At 62.0% G+C, this 23,113-nt stretch carries 21 protein-coding genes and 1 tRNA gene; 21 read left to right on the plus strand and 1 reads right to left on the minus strand.

Features of this window, described 5'->3' with window-relative positions:
• The first annotated feature begins 42 nt into the window (after positions 1–42).
• Entirely contained in the window at positions 43–1,587 is a 1,545-nt protein-coding gene (locus BG60_RS31060) for a 2-isopropylmalate synthase (RefSeq protein ID WP_008341793.1), read from the plus strand.
• Positions 1,588–1,650: 63 nt separating this feature from the next.
• Here the strand turns inward: BG60_RS31060 and BG60_RS31065 are convergent, their stop codons facing one another.
• Positions 1,651–2,166 carry a hypothetical protein gene (locus BG60_RS31065; RefSeq protein WP_033535784.1) on the minus strand — a complete coding sequence of 172 codons (516 nt, stop codon included), beginning with the start codon at positions 2,164–2,166 and terminating at the stop codon, positions 1,651–1,653.
• Between the two features lie 195 nt (positions 2,167–2,361).
• On the opposite strand from BG60_RS31065, the gene BG60_RS31070 reads away from it, so the two are divergent.
• The 20 genes from BG60_RS31070 (at position 2,362) to BG60_RS31165 (ending at position 23,111) form a co-directional block, all read left to right on the plus strand.
• Positions 2,362–3,651 (plus strand): branched-chain amino acid ABC transporter substrate-binding protein, encoded by a 1,290-nt coding sequence (locus tag BG60_RS31070; RefSeq protein ID WP_008341790.1) that lies wholly within the window; start codon positions 2,362–2,364, stop codon positions 3,649–3,651.
• A 160-nt stretch (positions 3,652–3,811) separates the two neighbouring features.
• Positions 3,812–4,081 carry a 30S ribosomal protein S15 gene (gene rpsO, locus BG60_RS31075; protein ID WP_008341789.1) on the plus strand — a complete coding sequence of 90 codons (270 nt, stop codon included), beginning with the start codon at positions 3,812–3,814 and terminating at the stop codon, positions 4,079–4,081.
• 363 nt (positions 4,082–4,444) lie between these two features.
• Complete coding sequence (pnp, locus tag BG60_RS31080; protein WP_008341788.1) at positions 4,445–6,583, plus strand: polyribonucleotide nucleotidyltransferase; 2,139 nt, start codon at positions 4,445–4,447, stop codon at positions 6,581–6,583.
• 190 nt (positions 6,584–6,773) lie between these two features.
• A complete protein-coding gene (locus BG60_RS31085; RefSeq protein ID WP_034473898.1) occupies positions 6,774–7,790 on the plus strand; it encodes an NAD(P)H-quinone oxidoreductase in 1,017 nt (338 codons plus the stop codon).
• Between the two features lie 177 nt (positions 7,791–7,967).
• The gene (gene tpiA, locus BG60_RS31090) at positions 7,968–8,741 is read left to right on the plus strand and encodes a triose-phosphate isomerase (RefSeq protein WP_008341786.1); all 774 of its coding nucleotides are present in this window, start codon (positions 7,968–7,970) and stop codon (positions 8,739–8,741) included.
• 88 nt (positions 8,742–8,829) lie between these two features.
• Positions 8,830–9,207 (plus strand): preprotein translocase subunit SecG, encoded by a 378-nt coding sequence (gene secG / locus BG60_RS31095; protein ID WP_008341785.1) that lies wholly within the window; start codon positions 8,830–8,832, stop codon positions 9,205–9,207.
• Between the two features lie 127 nt (positions 9,208–9,334).
• Positions 9,335–9,419: transfer RNA gene (locus tag BG60_RS31100), tRNA-Leu, on the plus strand.
• Positions 9,420–9,634: 215 nt separating this feature from the next.
• Positions 9,635–9,994, plus strand: coding sequence for an NADH-quinone oxidoreductase subunit A (locus tag BG60_RS31105; RefSeq protein WP_008341784.1), 360 nt, complete (start codon positions 9,635–9,637; stop codon positions 9,992–9,994).
• A gap of 61 nt (positions 9,995–10,055) precedes the next feature.
• Positions 10,056–10,535 carry a NuoB/complex I 20 kDa subunit family protein gene (locus tag BG60_RS31110; protein ID WP_006052903.1) on the plus strand — a complete coding sequence of 160 codons (480 nt, stop codon included), beginning with the start codon at positions 10,056–10,058 and terminating at the stop codon, positions 10,533–10,535.
• Between the two features lie 21 nt (positions 10,536–10,556).
• The gene (locus BG60_RS31115) at positions 10,557–11,159 is read left to right on the plus strand and encodes an NADH-quinone oxidoreductase subunit C (protein WP_008341743.1); all 603 of its coding nucleotides are present in this window, start codon (positions 10,557–10,559) and stop codon (positions 11,157–11,159) included.
• Positions 11,160–11,168: 9 nt separating this feature from the next.
• Positions 11,169–12,422, plus strand: a complete 1,254-nt coding sequence (locus BG60_RS31120) for an NADH-quinone oxidoreductase subunit D (RefSeq protein WP_008341742.1) — start codon at positions 11,169–11,171, stop codon at positions 12,420–12,422.
• A 150-nt stretch (positions 12,423–12,572) separates the two neighbouring features.
• On the plus strand, positions 12,573–13,058 hold the full coding sequence (nuoE, locus tag BG60_RS31125) for an NADH-quinone oxidoreductase subunit NuoE (protein ID WP_008341741.1): 486 nt from the start codon (positions 12,573–12,575) through the stop codon (positions 13,056–13,058).
• Positions 13,055–14,377 (plus strand): NADH-quinone oxidoreductase subunit NuoF, encoded by a 1,323-nt coding sequence (nuoF, locus tag BG60_RS31130; protein WP_008341740.1) that lies wholly within the window; start codon positions 13,055–13,057, stop codon positions 14,375–14,377. Before nuoE ends, nuoF begins: the two co-directional genes overlap by 4 nt.
• Before the next feature lie 59 nt (positions 14,378–14,436).
• The gene (nuoG, locus tag BG60_RS31135; RefSeq protein WP_008341739.1) at positions 14,437–16,776 is read left to right on the plus strand and encodes an NADH-quinone oxidoreductase subunit NuoG; all 2,340 of its coding nucleotides are present in this window, start codon (positions 14,437–14,439) and stop codon (positions 16,774–16,776) included.
• A gap of 2 nt (positions 16,777–16,778) precedes the next feature.
• Positions 16,779–17,843, plus strand: coding sequence for an NADH-quinone oxidoreductase subunit NuoH (gene nuoH, locus BG60_RS31140; RefSeq protein ID WP_008341736.1), 1,065 nt, complete (start codon positions 16,779–16,781; stop codon positions 17,841–17,843).
• A gap of 21 nt (positions 17,844–17,864) precedes the next feature.
• The gene (nuoI, locus tag BG60_RS31145; protein WP_008341734.1) at positions 17,865–18,353 is read left to right on the plus strand and encodes an NADH-quinone oxidoreductase subunit NuoI; all 489 of its coding nucleotides are present in this window, start codon (positions 17,865–17,867) and stop codon (positions 18,351–18,353) included.
• Positions 18,354–18,507: 154 nt separating this feature from the next.
• Positions 18,508–19,185 (plus strand): NADH-quinone oxidoreductase subunit J, encoded by a 678-nt coding sequence (locus BG60_RS31150; protein WP_008341733.1) that lies wholly within the window; start codon positions 18,508–18,510, stop codon positions 19,183–19,185.
• Between the two features lie 20 nt (positions 19,186–19,205).
• Positions 19,206–19,511 (plus strand): NADH-quinone oxidoreductase subunit NuoK, encoded by a 306-nt coding sequence (gene nuoK / locus BG60_RS31155; protein ID WP_034473900.1) that lies wholly within the window; start codon positions 19,206–19,208, stop codon positions 19,509–19,511.
• Between the two features lie 17 nt (positions 19,512–19,528).
• Positions 19,529–21,598, plus strand: coding sequence for an NADH-quinone oxidoreductase subunit L (gene nuoL, locus BG60_RS31160; RefSeq protein ID WP_008341714.1), 2,070 nt, complete (start codon positions 19,529–19,531; stop codon positions 21,596–21,598).
• Positions 21,599–21,611: 13 nt separating this feature from the next.
• Entirely contained in the window at positions 21,612–23,111 is a 1,500-nt protein-coding gene (locus BG60_RS31165) for an NADH-quinone oxidoreductase subunit M (RefSeq protein ID WP_008341712.1), read from the plus strand.
• The last annotated feature ends 2 nt before the right edge of the window (positions 23,112–23,113 follow it).

The following is a 23,113-nucleotide window of genomic DNA, read 5'->3' on the forward strand; positions in this document are numbered from 1 at the left end:
GATATCTCCAACAATCGATAAATCTCCCCACAGGAGCCCAACATGGCAGCAGACAAGTTGATCATCTTCGACACGACCTTGCGCGATGGCGAGCAGTCCCCCGGCGCGTCGATGACGAAGGAAGAGAAGATCCGCATCGCGAAGCAACTGGAACGCATGAAGGTCGACGTGATCGAGGCGGGCTTCGCGGCCAGCTCGAACGGCGACTTCGACGCGATCCACACCATCGCGGGGCTCGTGAAGGACAGCACGGTCTGCTCGCTCGCCCGCGCGAACGACAAGGACATCCAGCGCGCCGCCGATGCGCTCAAGCCCGCCGGCCAGTTCCGTATCCACACGTTCATCGCGACCTCGGCGCTGCACATGGAGAAGAAGCTGCGCATGACGCCGGAGCAGGTCTACGACCAGGCGCGCCTCGCGGTGCGTTTCGCGCGCAAGTTCACGGATGATGTCGAATTCTCGCCGGAAGACGGCAGCCGCTCGGATATCGATTATCTCTGCCGCGTGCTCGAAGCCGTGATCGACGAAGGCGCGCGCACCATCAATATCGCGGATACGGTCGGCTACGGCGTGCCGGAGCTCTACGGCAATCTCGTCAAGACGCTGCGCGAGCGCGTGCCGAACTCCGACAAGGCGATCTGGTCGGTGCATTGCCACGACGACCTCGGCATGGCGGTCGCGAATTCGCTCGCGGGCGTGCAGATCGGCGGCGCGCGTCAGGTCGAATGCACGATCAACGGTCTGGGCGAGCGCGCGGGCAATACGTCGCTCGAAGAAATCGTGATGTCGGTGAAGACGCGCAAGGACTACTTCGGCCTCGATCTGGGCATCGACACGACGCAGATCGTGCCGACCTCGAAGCTCGTCTCGCAGATCACCGGTTTCGTCGTGCAGCCGAACAAGGCGGTCGTCGGGGCCAATGCGTTCGCGCACGCTTCGGGCATCCATCAGGACGGCGTGCTGAAGGCGCGCGACACCTACGAAATCATGCGCGCGGAAGACGTGGGCTGGAGCGCGAACAAGATCGTGCTCGGCAAGCTGTCGGGCCGAAATGCGTTCAAGCAGCGTCTGGAAGAACTGGGCGTGACGCTCGAATCCGAAGCAGATGTGAACGCGGCATTCGCGCGCTTCAAGGATCTCGCCGACCGCAAGGCCGAAATCTTCGACGAAGACATCATGCAGATCGTCTCCGAGGAATCCGCCGAGGCGCAGGCGAAAGAGCACTTCCGCTTCGTGTCGATGAAGCAGCATTCGGAAACCGGCGAGCAGCCGCAAGCGAAGGTCGTGTTCGCGGTGGAAGGCACCGAAGTCACGGGCGAAGCGCGCGGCAACGGTCCGGTCGATGCGACGCTGCACGCGATCGAATCGAAGGTCGAGAGCGGCGCGGAGCTCGTGCTGTATTCGGTCAACGCGATCACGACCGGCACGCAGGCGCAGGGCGAAGTCACCGTGCGTCTGTCGAAGAGCGGTCGCATCGTGAACGGCGTGGGCACGGATCCGGACATCGTCGCGGCGTCGGCGAAGGCGTACATCGCCGCGTTGAACAAGCTGCATTCGAAGGTCGAAAAGCTCAATCCGCAGCTTTGATTCGATCGGTCGAAACGCAAAAAAGCCCTCTTCGCGAGGGCTTTTTACATGGCGTCGATGCGCTCAGAACAGATTGCGCCGATCCGGATCGTGCAACGGATCGGGCGTTTTCTGCGTCATGCGCAAGATGCCCTGCTCGTCGAAATAGAAGTTGTACATCAGATACCAGATGTTCGCCTCCATGTAGCGATAGGTCCAGACTTCGCGCTTCATCAGCGGAAAGTACGACGTCTCCACGGGCCGCCCGAAGTTCACGAGCACGTCCTGCCTCGTCCAGGTGCCGATCTGCGCCTTGTAGAACTCGTTTTCGTCGAGCACTTGCCGAACATTGACGATCTTGCCGGAAGCGTCGATATCGGCGGCGGTGGTGAATTCGCCGAGCGGTTGCGTCGGCCACATCAGCCGCTTGCCGCCATTGGGCAGATCGTAGATTTCGCGCGGCGGGCCGAGGCGGGCGGTGATCGTCGAGGCATCCGCGCCAGCCTGATAGTTCTGCCACGGCTGCGCGCAGGCGGACAGAAGGAGCGCGACCCCGGCGCATGTCAGCGATGCGCGCATGCGGTTGAGTATGTGCAGCATTGAAGCCTCCACGTGCTTGCTCCTCGCGGCGGCGAGCAGCGTTTGTTCGATGTTTCCCGTGATTTTGACATGCGCGCGCGGCAAAGCATTCTCCGATACGTCGCGGCATTCAAGCCGATGTGTCGGCAATCGCGACTTGCGCGGGGCGCGCGCTGCAGCCTATGATCCGCGCTTTCGGCGGATCGGCGGAAACTCATGAAGAACGGAACCAGCGCGCGCGCAATGCAATGGCTGCGCATCGCGGCATCGGCGTGTCTTGCCTTGTCCATGACGGCGCGGGCGGCCGAATTGCCACCCATCAAGCTCGCGCTGATCGAAGGCATGTCCGGCCCGTTCGCGAACGCCGGCGCAATGGTCGAGCGCAATCTGCGTTTCGGCGTCGAGCGCGTGAACGCGCAAGGCGGCGTGAAGCTCGCGGACGGCGCGCATCCGCTGCAACTCGTCGTGCTCGATGGCAAGGGCAGCAGCGAGGCGAGTCTCGTGCAGCTGCGTGCGGCGACCGACGAGAAGATCGGCTTCGTCATGCAGGGCAACAGTTCGGCGGTGGCGGCGGCGCTCGTAGCGGCTGTCGACCGCCAAAACGCTCGCGAGCCGGATCGCCGCGTGCTGTTCCTCAATTATTCCGCCGACGATCCCGCGCTCACCAACGACGCGTGCAGTTTCTGGCATTTCCGCTTCGACGCGCACGCCGGCATGCGGATGGATGCCCTCGCCGATGCGCTGAAAGACGATCGCGCGGTGAAGAAGGTCTATCTGCTCAATCAGGATTACAGCTTCGGCCACGACGTGAGCCGCGAGGCACAGCGCGCGCTCAGGGAGCGGCGCCCGGACATCGCGATCGCGGGCGACGAATTTCATCCGATCGGGCGCGTGAAGGATTTCGCGCCTTACATCGCGAAAATCCGCGCGAGTGGAGCGGACGCGGTAATCACCGGAAACTGGGGCAACGATCTGACGCTTCTCGTCAAAGCCGCGCGCGAGCAGGGGCTCGACACGAAGTTCTACACGTTCTACGGCAACAGTCTGGGCGCTCCGGCCGCGCTCGGCGATGCCGGCGTGAAGCGCGTGATCGCCGTGGCGGACTGGCATCCGAATGCGGGCAGCGCTGCTTCGGACGCGTACTATCGCGCGTTCAGAGCCCGCTATCCTGCCGCCGCGGACGATTACCTTGTCGCGCGTATGCCGCTGATGGTAGAAATGCTCGCCGCCGCGATGACGCACGCAAAAAGCGCGGACCCGCTCGCGGTGGCGCGCACGCTCGAAGGCATGAAGTTCGACGGCGAAGGCTTCCACCCGATGACCGTGCGTGCCGAAGATCATCAGGTGATCCAGCCCCTTTACGTCATGGAAATGGACAAGGCGGGGACGAAAGGCGTCGCGCTCGATAACGAAGGTTCGGGCTACGGCTTCCGCACGCTTCTGAGCGTCCCCGCCGACAAGACCGCGCAACCGACGACGTGCCGTATGTCGCGCCCGCCGCGCTAAGGCGCCGATTCGCCCCGCGCAGAAGTGCTTCGGCGAGACATTGCACTGTGCTATACTCTGCGCTTCGTTTTTGGCGCATTGCCGGAAACGATTCATTTTTTGTAAATCCACGGCACGGCCTTTCTTCCGTGACCGCCTGTCTGTATCAAAGGAAAAGCAAATGTCCGTAGCAGAAATCAAGAAATCCGACATCGTCGCTGAATACGCACGCGGCGCAAACGACACCGGTTCTCCCGAAGTGCAAGTCGCACTGCTGACGAGCCGCATCAACGAACTCACCGTCCACTTCAAGTCGCACTCGAAGGATCACCACAGCCGCCGCGGTCTGCTGCGCATGGTGAGCCGTCGTCGTAAGCTGCTCGACTACCTGAAGGGCAAGGACGCGGATCGTTATCGCTCGCTGATCGAAAAGCTGGGTCTGCGCAAGTAATTGGCGCCAAGCGTGGCTTTGCGGCCAACGTCCTAATGAAGTGCCTGTGTCAGTCCGCTGATACAGGCACTTTGTTTTTGTGCGTTTCGGTCGCGAAGTGGTGCCCGATCGTGTTTTCGGCAATCGGCGCCCGGAGTTGCCACGCAGTCGGAAGTTTCGGCAGTTCATAAGCTTTATCCCGGATGAGTCCATCCGGTCCGACACTCGGTCCAGCCTCGCAGCGGAGCTTTGTGTCATTCCAGCGCGACGACGTTCATCGAAACGCATCGCGCTGGAATGGCATAACACACCTCTCAAGCGCGGCTCCGGACCTTCCCGCACGCGCCAGTCGACCGGCGCGGCGCAAACGTAGAAGGAGTCGAAATGTTCAATAAGATCGTCAAAGAGTTCAAGTGGGGACAGCACAACGTCCGCCTCGAAACGGGTGAAATCGCCCGTCAGGCGAGCGGCGCGGTGATCGTCGATGTCGAAGATACCGTCGTGCTCGCAACCGTCGTCGGCGCGAAGACCGCCAAGCCGGGCCAGGACTTCTTCCCGCTGACCGTCGACTACCTCGAAAAGACCTATGCCGCCGGCAAGATCCCGGGCGGCTTCTTCCGCCGCGAAGGCCGTCCGTCGGAAGGCGAAACGCTGATTTCGCGTCTGATCGACCGCCCGCTGCGTCCGCTGTTCCCGGAAGGCTTCTATAACGAAGTTCAGGTCGTGATCCACGTCCTGTCGCTGAACCCGGATGTTCCGGCCGACATTCCGGCGCTGATCGGCGCGTCCGCCGCGCTCGCCGTGTCGGGACTGCCGTTCAACGGTCCGGTCGGCGCGGCACGTGTCGCGTACATCAACAACGAGTACGTGCTGAACCCGACGCGCCCGCAGATGAAGGAATCGGCGCTCGATCTGGTCGTCGCGGGCACGGAGCGCGCGGTGCTGATGGTCGAATCGGAAGCGCAGCAGCTCTCCGAAGAAGTGATGCTCGGCGCGGTCGTTTTCGGCCACGAGCAGATGCAGACCGCCATCGACGCGATCCATGAACTCGTGCGCGAAGGCGGCAAGCCCGAGTGGGACTGGCAGCCCGCGCCGAAGAACGAAGCGCTCATCGCGCGCGTCACGGAAATCGCCAAGCCGGAACTCGAAGCGGCTTATCAGTTGCGCAACAAGCAGGCGCGCTCGGCCAAGCTGAAGGAAGTCTACGCGGCGACGTCGGCGAAGCTGGCGGAAGAAGCCGCGACGGGCGGCACGGTCGCGGCCGATGCGGCGACGGTCGGCAACGTCCTGTTCGATATCGAAGCGAAGATCGTCCGCACGCAGATCCTGAACGGCGAGCCGCGCATCGACGGCCGCGACACGCGCACCGTCCGTCCGATCGAAATTCGTACGGGCGTATTGCCGCGCACGCACGGCTCGGCGCTCTTCACGCGCGGCGAAACGCAGGCGCTCGTCGTCGCGACGCTCGGCACGAAGGGCGATGAGCAAAGCATCGACGCACTCGAAGGCGAATACCGCGAGCGCTTCATGCTTCACTACAACATGCCGCCGTTCGCGACGGGCGAAACCGGCCGCGTCGGTTCGCCGAAGCGCCGCGAAATCGGCCACGGCCGTCTGGCGAAGCGCGCGCTGGTCGCGTGCCTGCCTAGCGCCGACGAGTTCGGCTATTCGATTCGCGTCGTGTCGGAAATCACTGAATCGAACGGTTCGTCGTCGATGGCTTCGGTCTGCGGCGGCTGCCTCGCGCTGATGGACGCCGGCGTGCCGATGAAGGCGCACGTCGCGGGCATCGCGATGGGCCTGATCCTCGAAGGCAACAAGTTCGCGGTTCTGACCGACATCCTCGGCGACGAAGATCACCTCGGCGACATGGACTTCAAGGTGGCCGGCACGTCGCAGGGCGTCACGGCGCTGCAGATGGACATCAAGATCCAGGGCATCACGAAGGAAATCATGCAGGTCGCGCTGGCGCAGGCCAAGGAAGGCCGCATGCACATCCTCGGCAAGATGACCGCCGCCGTTCCGACGACGAACACGGAACTGTCGGACTACGCGCCGCGCATGATCACCATCAAGATCAATCCGGAGAAGATCCGCGACGTGATCGGCAAGGGCGGTTCGGTGATCCGCGCGCTGACGGAAGAAACCGGCACGACCATCGACATTTCGGACGACGGCGTCGTGACGATCGCGAGCACGAGCGCGGAAGGCATGGCCGACGCGAAGAAGCGCATCGAGAACATCACGGCGGAAGTGGAAGTCGGCCAGGTCTACGAAGGCCCGGTGCTCAAGCTGCTCGATTTCGGCGCGATCGTGAACATTCTGCCGGGCAAGGACGGTCTGCTGCACATCTCTGAGATCGTCAACGAGCGCGTGAAGGACATCAACGACTATCTGAAGGAAGGCCAGATCGTGAAGGTCAAGGTCATCCAGACGGACGAAAAGGGTCGTGTGCGTCTGTCGGCGAAGGCGCTTCTGAACGAAGGCGCGCAGCAGGCAGAACCGACGCACCCGCAGCAGTAATGCGGTAATGTGTAGACGGCCGGCCGCTTCAGCGAGCCGGCCGTTTTCATGTATGACGCTTGGGACGCTATGCATTGTCCGACGCGTCATCGGACTCGATGGCAGTGTGTGGAGCGCGGATTGCTTCGAGGCGCGCGCAGTGCCATCCGGTTCGGATGCACACTAACTCTGGGCGGCACAGGGAGAGCATATGAAGGCCATCGAAATCACTGAGTTCGGCGCACCCGAAGTTCTCAAACTCGGCGAGCGTCCGACGCCTGCGCCGGGCAAGTGCGAGGTGTTGATCAAGGTGGCCGCTTCCGGCGTCAACCGGCCGGACGTGTTCCAGCGCAAGGGCGCTTATGCGCCGCCGCCGGGCGCGTCGGATCTCCCGGGGCTGGAGGTTGCCGGTGAAATCGTCGATGGCGATTTCGATCCGAAGCACAACCCGTTCGGTCTGAAAAAAGGCGATCGCGTGTGCGCGCTGCTCGCGGGCGGCGGATACGCCGAATACGCGGTGGCCCCGCTCGAACAGTGTCTGCCGGTGCCGAAGGGTCTGTCGGACATCGAGGCGGCATCCTTGCCGGAGACGTTCTTCACGGTGTGGAGCAACGTGTTCGAACGCGGTCAGTTGGGCGCGGGCGAGAACGGCGAGGAAGAAACGCTGCTCGTGCAGGGCGGGTCGAGCGGCATCGGCGTGACGGCGATTCAGATCGCCAAAGCGCTCGGCTTTCGCGTGTTCGCCACGGCCGGCACCGATGAAAAGTGCCGCGCGTGCGAAGCGCTCGGCGCGGAGCGGGCGATCAACTACAAGACGGAAGATTTCGTCGAAGTGGTGAAGTCGCTGACGAACGATCGCGGCGTCGACGTCATTCTGGATATGGTCGCTGGCGACTATCTTCAGCGCGAGCTCAAGGCGCTTGCCGACGGCGGGCGCATCTGCGTGATCGCGCTGCTCGGCGGCGCGAAGGCGGAGATCAATCTGAACGACGTGCTGCGCCGGCGTCTCGTCATCACGGGCTCGACGCTGCGTCCGCGTCCCGTCGCATTCAAGGCGAAGCTCGCGGCGAAGCTGAAGGAGCGCGTCTGGCCGGAAATCGAGGCGGGGCGCATCAAGCCGGTGATCCATCAGGTGTTCCCGGCGCGCGATGCCGCCGCCGCGCACGCACTGATGGAAAGCAGTACGCACGTCGGCAAGATCGTGCTCGACTGGCGCGACGACGCGTGAAATTCGCCGGGAGCGAGCGTTTCATTTTGCGGCTCGCTTTTGATGGTTTGACCGGTTTCGTCGTAACACAGTAAAATCGCCTGTTTTGCAGGCAGTTTGCGGTTCGTAGCGGTTCATTCTTATAACAGGGCGGCTGACCACGTGCATGCAACAAGCCGCCACCGACTGACGAGACATATGTCCAGAGAACGAGCGAAACTGGTGGTGGGCAACTGGAAGATGCACGGCCGCATCGGAGAAAATGCGACCTTGCTGATCGAGGTCGCCGCGGGCGCATCGGCTTTGCAGAAGGGCGTGAGCGTCGGCGTGTGCGTGCCGTGTCCGTATCTCGCGCAATCGCAAGCGCTGCTCAGCGGCTCGGTGGTGCGCTGGGGCATTCAGGACGTGTCGGCGCATACGGGCGGTGCGTTCACCGGCGAAGTCGCGGCCGAGATGGCGGCGGACTTCGGCGTCACGTACGCGATCGTCGGGCATTCGGAGCGACGCGCGTATCATCGCGAAAGTCCGGAACTCGTCGCGTCGAAAGCGCAGCGCGCGATCGAAGCGGGCCTTACGCCGATCGTCTGTGTCGGCGAGACGCTGGAAGAACGTGAGGCGGGCACGACGGAGCGGATCATCGGCACGCAGCTCGAAGCCGTGTTGCAGGCGCTCACGGAAGAGCAGGCGGCGGGCATCGTGGTCGCGTACGAACCGGTCTGGGCGATCGGTACGGGCAAGACCGCGCGGCCGGGGCAGGCGCAGGATGTTCATGCGTTTCTGCGTCACAAGCTCCTGGAGAAGGGCGCAACGGTTGCGAACGTGCCGCTCTTGTATGGCGGCAGCGTGAAGCCGGAAAACGCGGAAGAGCTGTTCGGGCAGAAAGACATCGACGGCGGGCTGATTGGCGGCGCGTCGCTGAAGTCGAAAGATTTTCTGGCGATCTGCCGGGCGGCGCAAACCGTGACGCATTGAGCGTCGAACGGCGAGCGGGCAGGGCAGGCGAAAGAGCATAGTGCGACACGAAGGTGTCACGGAAACATCAGGAATCGGGTGAGTTGAAATGCTGTATTTGAAGACATTGATTATCGTCGTTCAGTTGCTGTCGGCGTTGGGTGTAATCGGCCTCGTGCTGCTCCAGCACGGCAAGGGCGCGGACATGGGCGCGGCGTTCGGTAGCGGCGCATCGGGCAGTCTGTTCGGTGCGACGGGTTCGGCCAACTTCCTGTCGCGTACCACGGCCATTCTCGCCGCGATCTTCTTCGTGACGACGCTGGCGCTGACCTATCTCGGAAGCTATAAGCCGCAGACGTCCGCGGGTGTGTTGGGCGGTGTGGCTCCTGTGCCGGCATCGGCTCCGGCCGTGGCCGCATCGGGAGCGTCTGCGCCTGTGTCGGCACCGGTTGCATCGTCGGCGCCGGGTGCTGACGTGCCCAAATAACGACGGAACAGATTTTTCGCGGATTTTGCATTTTGTGCGTTGAACAATTCCAAGGGCCCAGTTATAATTCAAGTCTTGAAGCGATTCGCGGCAATTAAGAAGTAGTTTTCCCGGATTGCAGTACAGTGCCGACGTGGTGAAATTGGTAGACACGCTATCTTGAGGGGGTAGTGGCGAAAGCTGTGCGAGTTCGAGTCTCGCCGTCGGCACCAAAGTTATCCAATGCCAGCCGCTTGCATCGCTTCGGCTGGCATTGTCACTTCTGGAGTACGCTTACGTTTTTGCGGCGGCATCGACAACATCAAAGCGGTTGTCACGTTGTGCTGATATCGTGAGCGGTCCCAAGTGATATCTCCTGCCGGGTGGTCCGTCCCGGCTGAAGCGCCCCAATCAATTACAGGCCACATCTACCGATCTGAGGATAGCCTTGAACCTCGCACCCTATTACCCCGTCTTCTTGTTTCTTCTGGTGGGCCTTGGTTTAGGTATAGCGTTGGTCAGCATTGGCAAGATCCTCGGTCCCAACAAGCCCGACACCGAGAAAAACGCGCCGTACGAGTGCGGCTTCGAAGCGTTCGAAGACGCGCGTATGAAGTTCGATGTGCGTTACTATCTCGTCGCGATTCTTTTCATCATTTTCGACCTTGAGACGGCGTTCCTGTTCCCGTGGGGTGTTTCCCTGCGCGATATCGGCTGGCCTGGTTTCATCGCGATGATGATTTTTCTGCTCGAATTTTTGCTCGGTTTCGCCTACATCTGGAGAAAGGGCGGACTCGACTGGGAATGACAGTTAGATCACCGGATTCATGGGCGGCTTTGGCTGGCTGCTCATCTGGAGTGGAAAACAAATGAGTATCGAAGGGGTCTTGAAGGAAGGCTTTGTCACCACCACGGCTGACAAGCTCATCAACTGGACGCGCACCGGCTCCCTGTGGCCGATGACGTTCGGTCTCGCATGCTGCGCGGTCGAGATGATGCACGCGGGCGCCGCCCGTTACGACCTGGACCGTTTCGGCGTGGTGTTCCGCCCGAGCCCGCGCCAGTCGGACGTGATGATCGTCGCCGGCACGCTCTGCAACAAAATGGCGCCCGCGCTTCGTAAGGTGTACGACCAAATGGCCGAGCCGCGCTGGGTCATCTCCATGGGCTCGTGCGCGAACGGCGGCGGCTACTATCACTATTCGTATTCCGTCGTGCGCGGCTGCGACCGGATCGTCCCGGTCGACGTCTACGTTCCCGGTTGTCCTCCGACCGCCGAGGCGCTGGTCTACGGCGTGATCCAGTTGCAGGCGAAGATTCGCCGCACCAACACCATCGCCCGTCAGTAAGGGCCTGAGTCTCCCCAAACTATGGCAAGCAAACTCGAGACCCTCAAAGCGAACCTCGAGACGGCGTTTGGCGGCCGTCTCCAGAGCATTACCGAGTCGCTGGGTCAGGTGACGGTCGTCGTCAAGGCGGCCGACTATCTGGACGTCTGCAAGCAGTTGCGCGATGACCCGTCGCTGCGCTTCGAGCAGCTCATGGACCTCTCCGGCGTCGATTATTCGACGTATGGCGACGGCGTCTACGACGGTCCGCGTTTCGCGGCAGTCAGTCATCTTCTCTCGATCACGCACAACTGGCGCGTGCGCGTGCGCGTATTCGCTCCGGACGACGAAGTGCCCATCGTGGCTTCGGTGGTCGATATCTGGACGTCGGCGAACTGGTACGAGCGCGAAGCGTTCGACCTCTATGGCATCGTATTCGAAGGCCATCCCGATCTGCGCCGCATTCTCACGGACTATGGTTTCATCGGCCATCCGTTCCGCAAGGACTTCCCGATTTCCGGCTACGTCGAAATGCGCTACGACCCGGAAGAGAAGCGCGTGGTGTACCAGCCCGTGACGATCGAACCGCGCGAAATCACGCCGCGCGTGATTCGCGAAGATCGCTATGGCGGTCTGAAACATTAAGAGAACGCCATGGCAGAGATCAAGAATTACACGCTGAACTTTGGCCCGCAGCACCCGGCAGCGCACGGCGTGCTGCGCCTCGTGCTGGAACTCGACGGCGAAGTGATCCAGCGCGCCGACCCGCACATCGGTCTGCTGCATCGCGCGACCGAGAAGCTCGCCGAGACCAAGACCTTCCTGCAGTCCGTGCCGTACATGGACCGTCTGGACTATGTGTCGATGATGGTCAACGAGCACGGCTACGTGCTCGCTATCGAGAAGCTGCTCGGCATCGACGTGCCGATCCGCGCGAAATACATCCGTGTGCTGTTCGACGAAATCACGCGCGTGCTGAACCATCTGATGTGGATCGGCTCGCACGCGCTCGACGTTGGCGCGATGGCGGTCTTCCTTTACGCGTTCCGCGAGCGCGAAGATCTGATGGACGTCTACGAGGCGGTGTCGGGTGCGCGCATGCACGCGGCGTACTATCGTCCGGGCGGCGTCTATCGCGATCTGCCGGACGCGATGCCGCAATACAAGGCGTCGAAGATCCGCAACGCGAAGGCGCTCGACAAGATGAACGAGAACCGTCAGGGCTCGTTGCTCGACTTCATCGAGGACTTCTTCAATCGTTTCCCGGGCTGTGTCGACGAGTACGAAACGCTGCTCACCGACAACCGCATCTGGAAGCAGCGTCTCGTGGGCATCGGCGTGGTGAGCCCGGAGCGCGCGTTGCAGATGGGCTTGAGCGGCGCGATGCTGCGCGGCTCGGGCATCGAGTGGGACTTGCGCAAGAAGCAGCCGTACGAAGTGTACGATCAGCTCGACTTCGACATCCCCGTCGGCGTGAACGGCGACTGCTACGACCGCTATCTGGTGCGCGTGGAAGAAATGCGCCAGTCGACGCGCATCGCCAAACAGTGCATTGCGTGGCTGCGCAAGAATCCTGGCCCTGTGATGGTCGATAATCACAAGGTTGCACCGCCGTCGCGCGTCGGCATGAAGAGCAACATGGAAGAGTTGATTCATCATTTCAAGCTCTTTACCGAAGGCTTCCATGTGCCGGAAGGCGAAACGTACGCTGCGGTCGAGCATCCGAAGGGCGAGTTCGGCATCTACCTGATCTCGGATGGCGCGAACAAGCCGTATCGCCTGAAGATTCGCGCGCCGGGCTATGCACACCTCGCAGCGCTCGATGAAATGGCGCGAGGCCACATGATCGCCGACGCAGTGACGATCATCGGTACGCAAGACATCGTGTTCGGCGAGATCGATCGCTGATTCATCGGCGCCTGCGCGGTCGGCTCGCCGAGCCGCTGCGCAAGAAACGCGAAAGCAATAACAGGAACCCGCAGGAACGCCAGGTCTGCCGCAATACGAAGGGCGCGGCAGGTTTTCGTTCGGTAGGAATTGAAAGAGTCGTGTCTGAAAATGATCTCAGCTGAAGGCCTGAAAGAAATCGATCGCGCGGTCGCGAAGTATCCCGCCGAGCAAAAGCAATCGGCGGTGATGGCGGCGCTCGCTGTCGCTCAGGAAGAGCATGGTTGGCTCTCGCCCGAAATCATGCAGTTCGTGGCCGATTACCTGAGCATGCCGCCGGTCGCGGTGCAGGAAGTCGCCACGTTCTACACGATGTACGAGCTGAAGCCGGTCGGCAAGCACAAGATCACGCTCTGCACGAATCTGCCCTGCCAGCTCGGCCCGGATGGCGGTTCGGACAGCGCTGCCGAATATCTCAAGCAGAAGCTTGGAATCGATTTCGGCGAGACCACGCCCGACGGCAAGTTCACGCTGAAAGAAGGCGAGTGCTTCGGCGCGTGCGGCGACGCACCTGTGCTGCTCGTGAACAACCATCGCATGTGCAGCTTCATGAGCCGCGAGAAGATCGACCAGTTGATCGAGGAACTTTCGAAATGACGTCACTCCACGATCGTCACATCAAGCCGCTGATCCTCGCTGGCCTCAATGGCGAGAACTGGCATCTCGAAGATTACGTCGCGCGCGGCGGCTACAAGCAGTTGCGCCGCATTCTCGAAGAAAAGATTCCACCCGAGCAGGTGATCGCCGACGTCAAGGCGTCGGGTCTACGCGGCCGCGGCGGCGCGGGCTTTCCGACCGGCCTGAAGTGGAGCTTCATGCCGCGTCAGTTTCCGGGGCAGAAGTATCTCGTCTGCAATTCGGACGAAGGCGAGCCGGGCACGTTCAAGGATCGCGACATCCTGCGCTGGAATCCGCACGCGCTGATCGAAGGCATGGCCATCGGCGCGTATGCAATGGGCATCACCGTCGGCTACAACTATATCCACGGCGAGATTTTCGAAGTCTATCGCGTGTTCGAAGCGGCGCTCGAAGAAGCGCGTCAGGCCGGCTATCTGGGCGCGAACATCCTGGGCTCGGGTTTCTCGTTCGAGCTGTACGCGCACCATGGTTACGGCGCGTACATCTGCGGTGAAGAAACCGCGCTGCTCGAATCGCTCGAAGGCAAGAAGGGCCAGCCGCGCTTCAAGCCGCCGTTCCCGGCGAGCTTCGGCGTGTACGGCAAGCCGACCACGATCAACAACACCGAGACGTTCGCGGCGGTGCCGTTCCTGCTGGAAATCGGCCCGCAGAATTACCTCGAGATCGGCAAGCCGAACAACGGCGGCACGAAGATTTTCTCCGTCTCGGGCGATGTGAACCGTCCGGGCAACTACGAGATTCCGCTCGGAACGCCGTTCTCGACGCTGATGGAACTGGCGGGCGGCGTGCGCGGCAAGTCGATCAAGGCCGTGATTCCGGGCGGCTCATCCGCGCCGGTCGTGCCGGGCGACATGATGCTCGCGACCGACATGGACTACGACTCGATCGCGAAGGCCGGCTCGATGCTGGGCTCGGGCGCGGTCATCGTGATGAACGAAACGCGCTGCATGGTGCGCTCGCTGTTGCGCCTGTCGTACTTCTACTATGAAGAGTCGTGCGGCCAATGCACGCCGTGCCGTGAGGGCACGGGCTGGCTGTATCGCGTCGTGCATCGCATCGAGCACGGTCTCGGCCGCAAGGAAGATCTGGATCTGCTGAACTCGGTCGCCGAGAACATCATGGGCCGTACGATCTGCGCGCTCGGCGATGCAGCGGCGATGCCCGTGCGCGGCATGCTCAAGCACTTCTGGGACGAATTCGAATATCACGTCGAGCACAAGCATTGTCTCGTCGGCGGGCACGCGCATCACGCGCCGTCCGAAGCGCTTACCGCGTAATCAGGCGCGCAGTCAGATGCGCGACAACGCTCGAGAAGGGTTGAGGATCTTTATCCATCATGGTTGAACTAGAAATTGACGGCAAGGCGGTCGAGGTGCCTGAAGGCAGCATGGTGATCCAGGCTGCGCACAAGGTCGATACGTACATCCCTCACTTCTGCTATCACAAGAAACTGTCGATCGCGGCGAACTGCCGGATGTGCCTCGTCGAAGTCGAAAAGATGCCGAAGGCCGTTCCCGCCTGCGCCACGCCGGTATCGAACGGCATGATCGTCCGCACGACGTCGGACAAGGCCGTGAAGGCCCAACAGTCGGTGATGGAATTCCTGCTGATCAACCACCCGCTCGATTGCCCGATCTGCGATCAGGGCGGCGAGTGCCAATTGCAGGATCTGGCCGTCGGTTACGGCAAGTCGCAGTCGCGCTATAGCGAAGAAAAGCGCGTGGTGTTCCACAAGAACGTCGGTCCGCTCATCTCGATGGAAGAGATGTCGCGCTGCATCCACTGCACGCGCTGCGTGCGCTTCGGCCAGGAAGTCGCCGGCGTGATGGAGCTCGGCATGCTGGGCCGTGGCGAGCATTCGGAAATCACGTCGTTCGTCGGCAAGACCGTGGATTCGGAGCTGTCGGGCAACATGATCGACCTGTGCCCGGTCGGCGCGTTGACGAGCAAGCCGTTCCGCTACAGCGCCCGTACATGGGAACTGTCGCGCCGCAAGTCGGTGAGCCCGCACGATTCCGTCGGCGCGAACCTCGTGGTGCAGGTGAAGAACAACCGCGTGATGCGCGTTCTGCCGATGGAGAACGAAGCCATCAACGAATGCTGGATCTCCGACAAGGACCGCTTCTCGTACGAAGGCCTGAACAGCGACGAGCGTCTCACCACGCCGATGCTGAAACAGGGCGGCAACTGGATCGAAACCGACTGGCAGACCGCGCTCGAGTACGTCGCGAAGGGCCTGAAGGGCATCAAGGCGGATCACGGCGCGAATGCCATCGCCGCTTTGGCCACGCCGCACAGCACGGTCGAAGAACTGCATCTGCTGAAGACGCTGGCTGAAGGCGTCGGCACGCCGAACGTCGATTTCCGTCTGCGTCAGAACGATTTCTCGGCGCCGGTCGGCGTCGGCGCGCCGTGGCTCGGCACGAAGATCGCGAATCTGTCGACTATCGACACTGCGTTCGTCATCGGCTCGTTCCTGCGTCGCGATCATCCGCTGTTTGCCGCGCGTCTGCGTCAGGCCGCGAAAAACGGCGCGAAGCTCACGTTCCTCAACGCAAGCAACGACGACTCGCTGATCCCGACCGCGCATCGCCTGGTCGCGGCGCCGTCGGCGTGGCTCGATCAGCTTGCGGGCATCGCTGCGGCGGTTTCGGAAGCGCGCGGCGTCGCGCTGCCGGACGCATTCGCGGGTCGCGAAGTGTCGGCCGCGGCGAAGGACGTCGCGGCGTCGCTGTCGGCGGGCGAACAGCGCGTCGTGCTGCTCGGCAACCTCGCGGTTCAGCATCCGGATTTCGCGCAGATTCAGGCGGCCGCCCAGTGGATCGCCGACAATACCGGCGCGACGCTCGGCTTCCTGACGGAAGGGGCGAACTCGGTCGGCGCGCATCTCGTCGATGCATTGCCGGGCGAGGGCGGTCTCAACGCGCGCGAAGTGTTCGAGCAGCCGCGCAAGGGCTACGTGCTCTTCAACGCGGAACCGGAATTCGATACGGCCAATCCGGCGCAAGCCATCGCCGCGCTCAAGGCAGCGGAAATGGTCGTCGTGATGTCGCCGTTCAAGCACGGCATGGACTACGCGGACGTGCTGCTGCCGATCGCGCCGTTCACGGAAACGTCGGGCACGTTCGTCAACGCGGAAGGCACGGCTCAGTCGTTCAACGGCGTCGTGCGCGCGCTGGGCGAGACGCGTCCGGGCTGGAAGGTGTTGCGCGTGCTGGGCACGATCCTCGGCCTGCCGGGCTTCGAGTTCGACACCGCTGACGAAGTGCGTGTCGCGGCGTTGGGCACGGGCGATCTGACCGCGCGTCTGTCGAACAAGACGACGGTGCAGGCCAAGCGCGCTGCATCGAACGTCGTGTTGAACGGCAGCGGCTTGCAGCGTCTCGCCGATGTACCGATCTATCACGCCGATGCGCTCGTGCGACGCGCGCCGTCGCTACATTTGACGGCAGCCGCACGCGATGCGAACGTGGCGGGCCTTCCGACCGCGCTCTTCGACAAGCTCGGTCTGAAGGATGGCGAAGCAGTGCGTATTCGCCAAGGCAATCTGTCGGTGACGTTGCCCGCGGTCCGCGATGCGAATCTCGCGGAATCGGTGGTCCGCGTGTCGGCGGGCACGACGGCTGGCGCCGCGCTCGGCGGCCTGTTCGGTGAACTGGTAGTGGAGAAGGCGTAAAAATGGGCTTGTTCGATACGATCAACGCAGGCGGCACGCAGCTTCTGGGCGTCGCATGGCCGACGGTGTGGGCGGTGGTCCGCATCCTGGTGGTTTCGGTGGTCATCCTGCTGTGCGTGGCCTACCTGATTCTCTGGGAACGCAAGCTTATCGGCTGGATGCACGTGCGTCTCGGCCCGAACCGCGTCGGCCCCGCAGGCTTGCTGCAGCCGATCGCCGACGTGCTGAAGCTTCTGCTCAAGGAAGTCATCCAGCCGACGGCTGCGAGCAAGTGGATCTATGTGATCGCACCGATCATGACCGTGGTGCCGGCGTTCGCCGTGTGGGCGGTGATCCCGTTCCAGGCGAAAGCGGTGCTCGGCGACATCAACGCGGGTCTGCTGTACATCATGGCGATTTCGTCGATCGGCGTGTACGGCGTGATTCTGGCGGGTTGGGCGTCGAACTCGAAGTACGCGTTTCTCGGCGCGATGCGCGCCGCGGCGCAGATGGTGTCCTACGAAATCTCGATGGGCTTCGCGCTCGTCGTGGTGCTGATGGTCGCGGGCACGCTGAACATGTCCGACATCGTGCACTCGCAGCAGCGCGGCATGTTCGCGGGCTGGGGCATCAACTTCCTGTCGTGGAACTGGCTGCCACTTTTGCCGATGTTCGTCGTGTACTTCATCTCGGGCATCGCGGAAACGAACCGTCACCCGTTCGACGTGGTGGAAGGCGAATCGGAAATCGTCGCCGGTCACATGATCGATTACTCGGGCATGGCGTTCGCGCTGTTCTTCCTCGCCGAGTACATCAACATGATCGTGATCTCGGCGATCGCAGCGACGCTGTTCCTCGGCGGCTGGGATGCACCGTTCGGCTTCCTGTCGTTCATTCCGGGCGTATTCTGGTTCGTTTTCAAGGTTTTCCTGCTGCTGTCGGTCTTCATCTGGGCGCGCGCGACATTCCCGCGTTACCGCTACGACCAGATCATGCGTCTCGGCTGGAAGGTGTTCCTGCCGGTGTCGGTGATCTGGGTGGTCGTGGTCGGTTTCTGGATCATGTCGCCGCTCAACATCTGGAAGTAAGCGAGCGCGGACGAAAACATCATGAATGCTATTCAGAACTTCTTTAAGACCTTCTTCCTGACCGAGTTGCTCAAGGGTCTTGCGCTGACGGGACGTTACACGTTCCAGCGCAAAATCACGGTGCAGTTCCCGGAAGAAAAGACGCCGATCTCGCCGCGTTTTCGCGGTCTGCACGCGCTGCGCCGCTATGAGAACGGCGAAGAGCGCTGCATCGCCTGCAAGCTGTGCGAAGCGGTGTGCCCGGCGATGGCGATCACGATCGAATCGGAAACGCGCGCGGACAACACCCGTCGCACCACGCGTTACGACATCGACCTGACCAAGTGCATCTTCTGCGGTTTCTGCGAGGAGAGCTGCCCGGTCGATTCGATCGTCGAAACGCACATCCTCGAATATCACGGCGAAAAGCGCGGCGACCTGTATTTCACGAAGGACATGCTGCTTGCGGTGGGCGATCGCTACGAAACGGAAATCGCCGCATCGAAGGCGGCCGACGCGCCTTATCGTTGATATGCGTCCGATGCCCGAGCCTCATGTTCCGGCATCGCACCGTAGCGATTTTGTTGTTGCTGTTTGGCACACTGCGGCGCGCGCCGAGGGCGGCTCCTGTCCGAAAGCGCCGACACACCATGCCTGATGATGGCCTAACGATGAACCGGTAATCATGGAATTCACAACCGTACTGTTCTATATCTTCGCGCTGCTGCTGGTCGTTTCCGCGCTGAAGGTGATCACTTCGCGCAACCCGGTGTCGTCCGCGCTCTTCCTCGTGCTCGCGTTCTTCAACGCGGCCGCGATCTGGATGCTGCTGCAAGCCGAATTCCTCGCGATTCTGCTGGTTCTCGTATATGTCGGCGCCGTGATGGTGCTGTTCCTGTTCGTGGTCATGATGCTCGACATCAACATCGATGTCCTGCGCAAGGATTTCAGGCGCTTCGTGCCGCTCGCGAGCATCGTCGGCGCGATCATCGTGATCGAGACCGCGCTGATCCTTTGGCACGGCTACGGCGGCACGATCACACCCGAAACGTCGACGGCGGTGACGGGCGCAGCGGCGATGTCGAACACGCAATTGATCGGCAAGGTCATCTACACCGACTACATCTTCGCGTTCGAAATCGCCGGCCTCGTGCTGCTGGTTGCGATCATCGCGGCGATCTCGCTCACGATCCGCGACAAGAAGGACAAGAAGACCCAAACCGTCAGCCAGCAGGTCAAGGTGCGCCGCGAAGACCGCGTGCGCCTCGTGAAGATGCAGGCCGAAACGCAGGCGCCCGACGCCTCCACGGAACCTGCCGTGACCGGCAACATCGGCGCGGGCACGGTCGACAACAAGGGCTGAGCGCGAAGGAGAAATCGAATATGTTGAGTCTTGCCCATTACCTCGTGCTCGGTGCGATCCTCTTTGCGATCAGCATCGTCGGCATCTTCCTGAACCGCCGCAACGTCATCATCATCCTGATGGCCATCGAATTGATGCTGCTCGCGGTGAACACCAATTTCGTCGCGTTCTCGCACTATGTGGGCGACGTGCACGGCCAGATCTTCGTGTTCTTCGTGCTGACTGTCGCCGCCGCTGAAGCCGCGATCGGTCTCGCGATTCTCGTGACCCTGTTCCGTAGCCTCGACACGATCAACGTCGAGGACCTCGATCAGCTCAAAGGTTAATTTCAGGCTAGGCTGTTATGTCCACGACACTCAATGAAAACCTCCTGCTCGCGGTTCCGCTGGCGCCGCTTGCCGGCTGTCTGATCGCGGGGCTGTTCGCGAAATGGGTAGGGCGCAAGGGCGCGCATCGCGTCACGATCCTCGGCGTCTTCATCTCGTTCATTCTTTCGGCGATCGTCTTCAACGACGTGATGCACGGCGCGAGCTTCAACGCGACCATCTACGAATGGATGAGCGTCGGCACGCTGAAGATGGAAGTCGGCTTCCTGGTCGACTCGCTCACGGCGATGATGATGGTCATCGTGACCTTCGTCTCGCTGATGGTGCACATCTACACCATCGGCTACATGGCGGACGAGGAAGTCGGCTACGAGCGCTTCTTCTCCTACATCTCGCTCTTCACGTTCTCGATGCTGATGCTCGTCATGAGCAACAACTTCCTGCAGCTGTTCTTCGGCTGGGAAGCGGTGGGCCTCGTGTCGTACCTGCTGATCGGCTTCTACTTCACGCGTGAGAGCGCGATCTACGCCAACATGAAGGCGTTCATCGTGAACCGCGTGGGCGACTTCGGCTTCCTGCTGGGCATCGGCCTGCTGCTCGCGTTCGCCGGTTCGCTGAACTATGGCGACGTGTTCGCGCAGGGCGACAAGCTCGCGACGATGACGTTCCCCGGCACGCAATGGGGTCTGCTGACGGTCGCGTGCATTTGCCTCTTCATCGGCGCGATGGGCAAGTCGGCGCAGTTCCCGCTGCACGTCTGGCTGCCCGACTCGATGGAAGGCCCGACGCCGATCTCCGCGCTGATCCACGCGGCAACGATGGTGACGGCCGGCATCTTCATGGTGACGCGCATGTCGCCGCTCTTCGAGCATTCGGATGCGGCGCTTTCGTTCGTGACGGTCATCGGCGCGATCACGGCCTTGTTCATGGGCTTCCTCGGCGTCGTGCAAAACGACATCAAGCGCGTGGTCGCGTACTCGACGCTCTCGCAGCTCGGCTACATGACGGTCGCGCTCGGCGTCTCGGCTTATCCGGTCGCCGTGTTCCACCTCGGCACGCACGCGTTCTTCAAGGCGCTGCTGTTCCTCGGCGCGGGCTCGGTCATCATCGGCATGCACCACGATCAGGACATGCGCAACATGGGCGGCCTGCGCAAGTACATGCCGATCACCTGGATCACATCGCTGATCGGTTCGCTCGCGCTGATCGGCACGCCGTTCTTCTCGGGCTTCTACTCGAAGGATTCGATCATCGAAGCCGTGAAGTACTCGCATCTGGCGGGCTCGGGCTTCGCGTATTTCGCGGTGGTCGCGAGCGTGTTCGTCACGTCGCTGTACTCGTTCCGTATGTACTTCATGGTGTTCCACGGCGAAGAGCGCTTCCGCGGTCCGAAGCATCCCGACTCGCCGATGGGCCAGGCGGAAGCGCACGGCCACGGTCATGATTCGCACGGTCATCACGACGATCACGGTCACGGACACGCTCACGTCCCGCACGAAACGCCTTGGGTCGTGACGCTGCCGCTCGTGCTGCTCGCGATTCCGTCGATCATCATCGGCGCGATCATGATCGGCCCGATGATCTACGGCGACTTCTTCTCGCACGGCGTCGTGTTCGACAAGGTGATCTACATCGCCGAGAACCACGAAGGCCTGAAGGAAATGGCCGAAGAGTTCCACGGCTGGATTGCGATGGCGCTGCACGGCATCATCACCCCGGGTCCGGTGTGGCTCGCGGCGCTCGGCGTGATCGTCGCGTGGTTCTTCTACATGAAGCGTCCGGACCTGCCGGCGGTTGTCGCGCGCACGTTCCGCCCGATCTACGTGCTGCTCGACAACAAGTACTACTGCGACAAGATCAACGAGGTCGTGTTCGCGAAGGGCGCTGTCGCCATCGGCCGCGGCTTGTGGAAAGAGGGCGATGTGGTCGTCATCGACGGCATCGTCAACGGCAGTGCGCGGTTCATGGGCTGGTTCGCCGGTGTGATCCGCTTCCTTCAATCCGGTTACATCTATCACTACGCGTTCGCCATGATTATCGGCATGTTGGGGCTCTTGACCCTGTTTGTGACGCTCGGCGGCAAATAAGGCGAGGGATCCTATGCACTCTTTTCCGATTCTCAGTGTCGCGATCTGGCTGCCGATCGTTTTCGGCCTGCTCGTGCTCGCAGTTGGTAACGACCGCAACCCGGCGCCCGCGCGCTGGGTCGCGCTGGTCGGCTCGGTGCTCGGGCTGATCGTCACGATTCCGCTCATCACCGGCTTCGATACGTCGACGGCCGCGCTGCAGTTCGTCGAACAGTCGAACTGGATCGAGCGCTTCAACATCACGTATCACCTCGGCGTCGACGGCATCTCGATGTGGTTCGTCGTGCTGACCGCGCTCATCACGGTGATCGTCGTGATCGCCGGCTGGGAAGTGATCACCGAGCGCGTGTCGCAGTACATGGCCGCGTTCCTGATCCTCTCGGGCATCATGATCGGCGTGTTCTCGACGGCGGACGGCCTGCTGTTCTACGTGTTCTTCGAAGCCACGCTCATTCCGATGTACATCATCATCGGCGTGTGGGGCGGCCCGAACCGCGTGTATGCGGCGTTCAAGTTCTTCCTGTACACGCTGGCCGGCTCGCTGCTGATGCTGGTCGCGCTGCTGTACCTCTACACGCAGACGCACACGTTCGATCTGGCGACGTGGCAAGCCGCGAAGCTCGACATGACGCCGCAGGTGCTGCTGTTCATCGCGTTCTTCCTGGCGTTCGCCGTGAAGGTGCCGATGTGGCCGGTGCACACGTGGCTGCCGGACGCGCACGTCGAAGCGCCGACGGGCGGTTCGGTCGTGCTGGCGGCGATCATGCTGAAGCTCGGCGCGTACGGTTTCCTGCGCTTCTCGCTGCCGATCGCGCCGGACGCGAGCCATTTCCTCGCGCCGGTGGTCATCACGCTGTCGCTGATCGCGGTGATCTACATCGGTCTCGTCGCGATGGTGCAGTCCGACATGAAGAAGCTCGTCGCGTATTCGTCGATCGCGCACATGGGCTTCGTCACGCTCGGCTTCTTCATGTTCGGTGCGTCGAGCCAGCTCGCGGTCGAAGGCGCGATCATCCAGATGATCTCGCACGGTTTCGTATCGGGCGCGATGTTCCTTTCGATCGGCGTGCTGTACGACCGCGTGCACTCGCGCCAGATCGCGGATTACGGCGGCGTCGTGAACACGATGCCCAAGTTCGCGGCATTCGTGATGCTCTTCGCGATGGCCAACTGCGGCCTTCCGGGTACCTCGGGTTTCGTCGGCGAATTCATGGTGATTCTGGCAGCGGTGAAGTACAACTTCTGGATCGCTTTCCTCGCGACGTTCACGCTGATCCTCGGCGCGGCCTACACGCTGTGGATGTACAAGCGCGTGTACTTCGGCGCGGTCGCGAACGACCACGTCGCGAAGCTCAAGGACATCAACGGGCGTGAATTCCTGATGCTCGCCATCCTTGCGCTGTTCACGCTGTACATGGGCCTGCATCCGAAGCCCTTTACCGACGTGATGCACGAATCCGTGGCAAACCTGCTCTCCCACGTCGCGCAGTCCAAGCTGCCGCTGGCTCAGTAACG

This window comes from Caballeronia zhejiangensis (assembly GCF_000698575.1).
GTDB lineage: Bacteria > Pseudomonadota > Gammaproteobacteria > Burkholderiales > Burkholderiaceae > Caballeronia > Caballeronia zhejiangensis.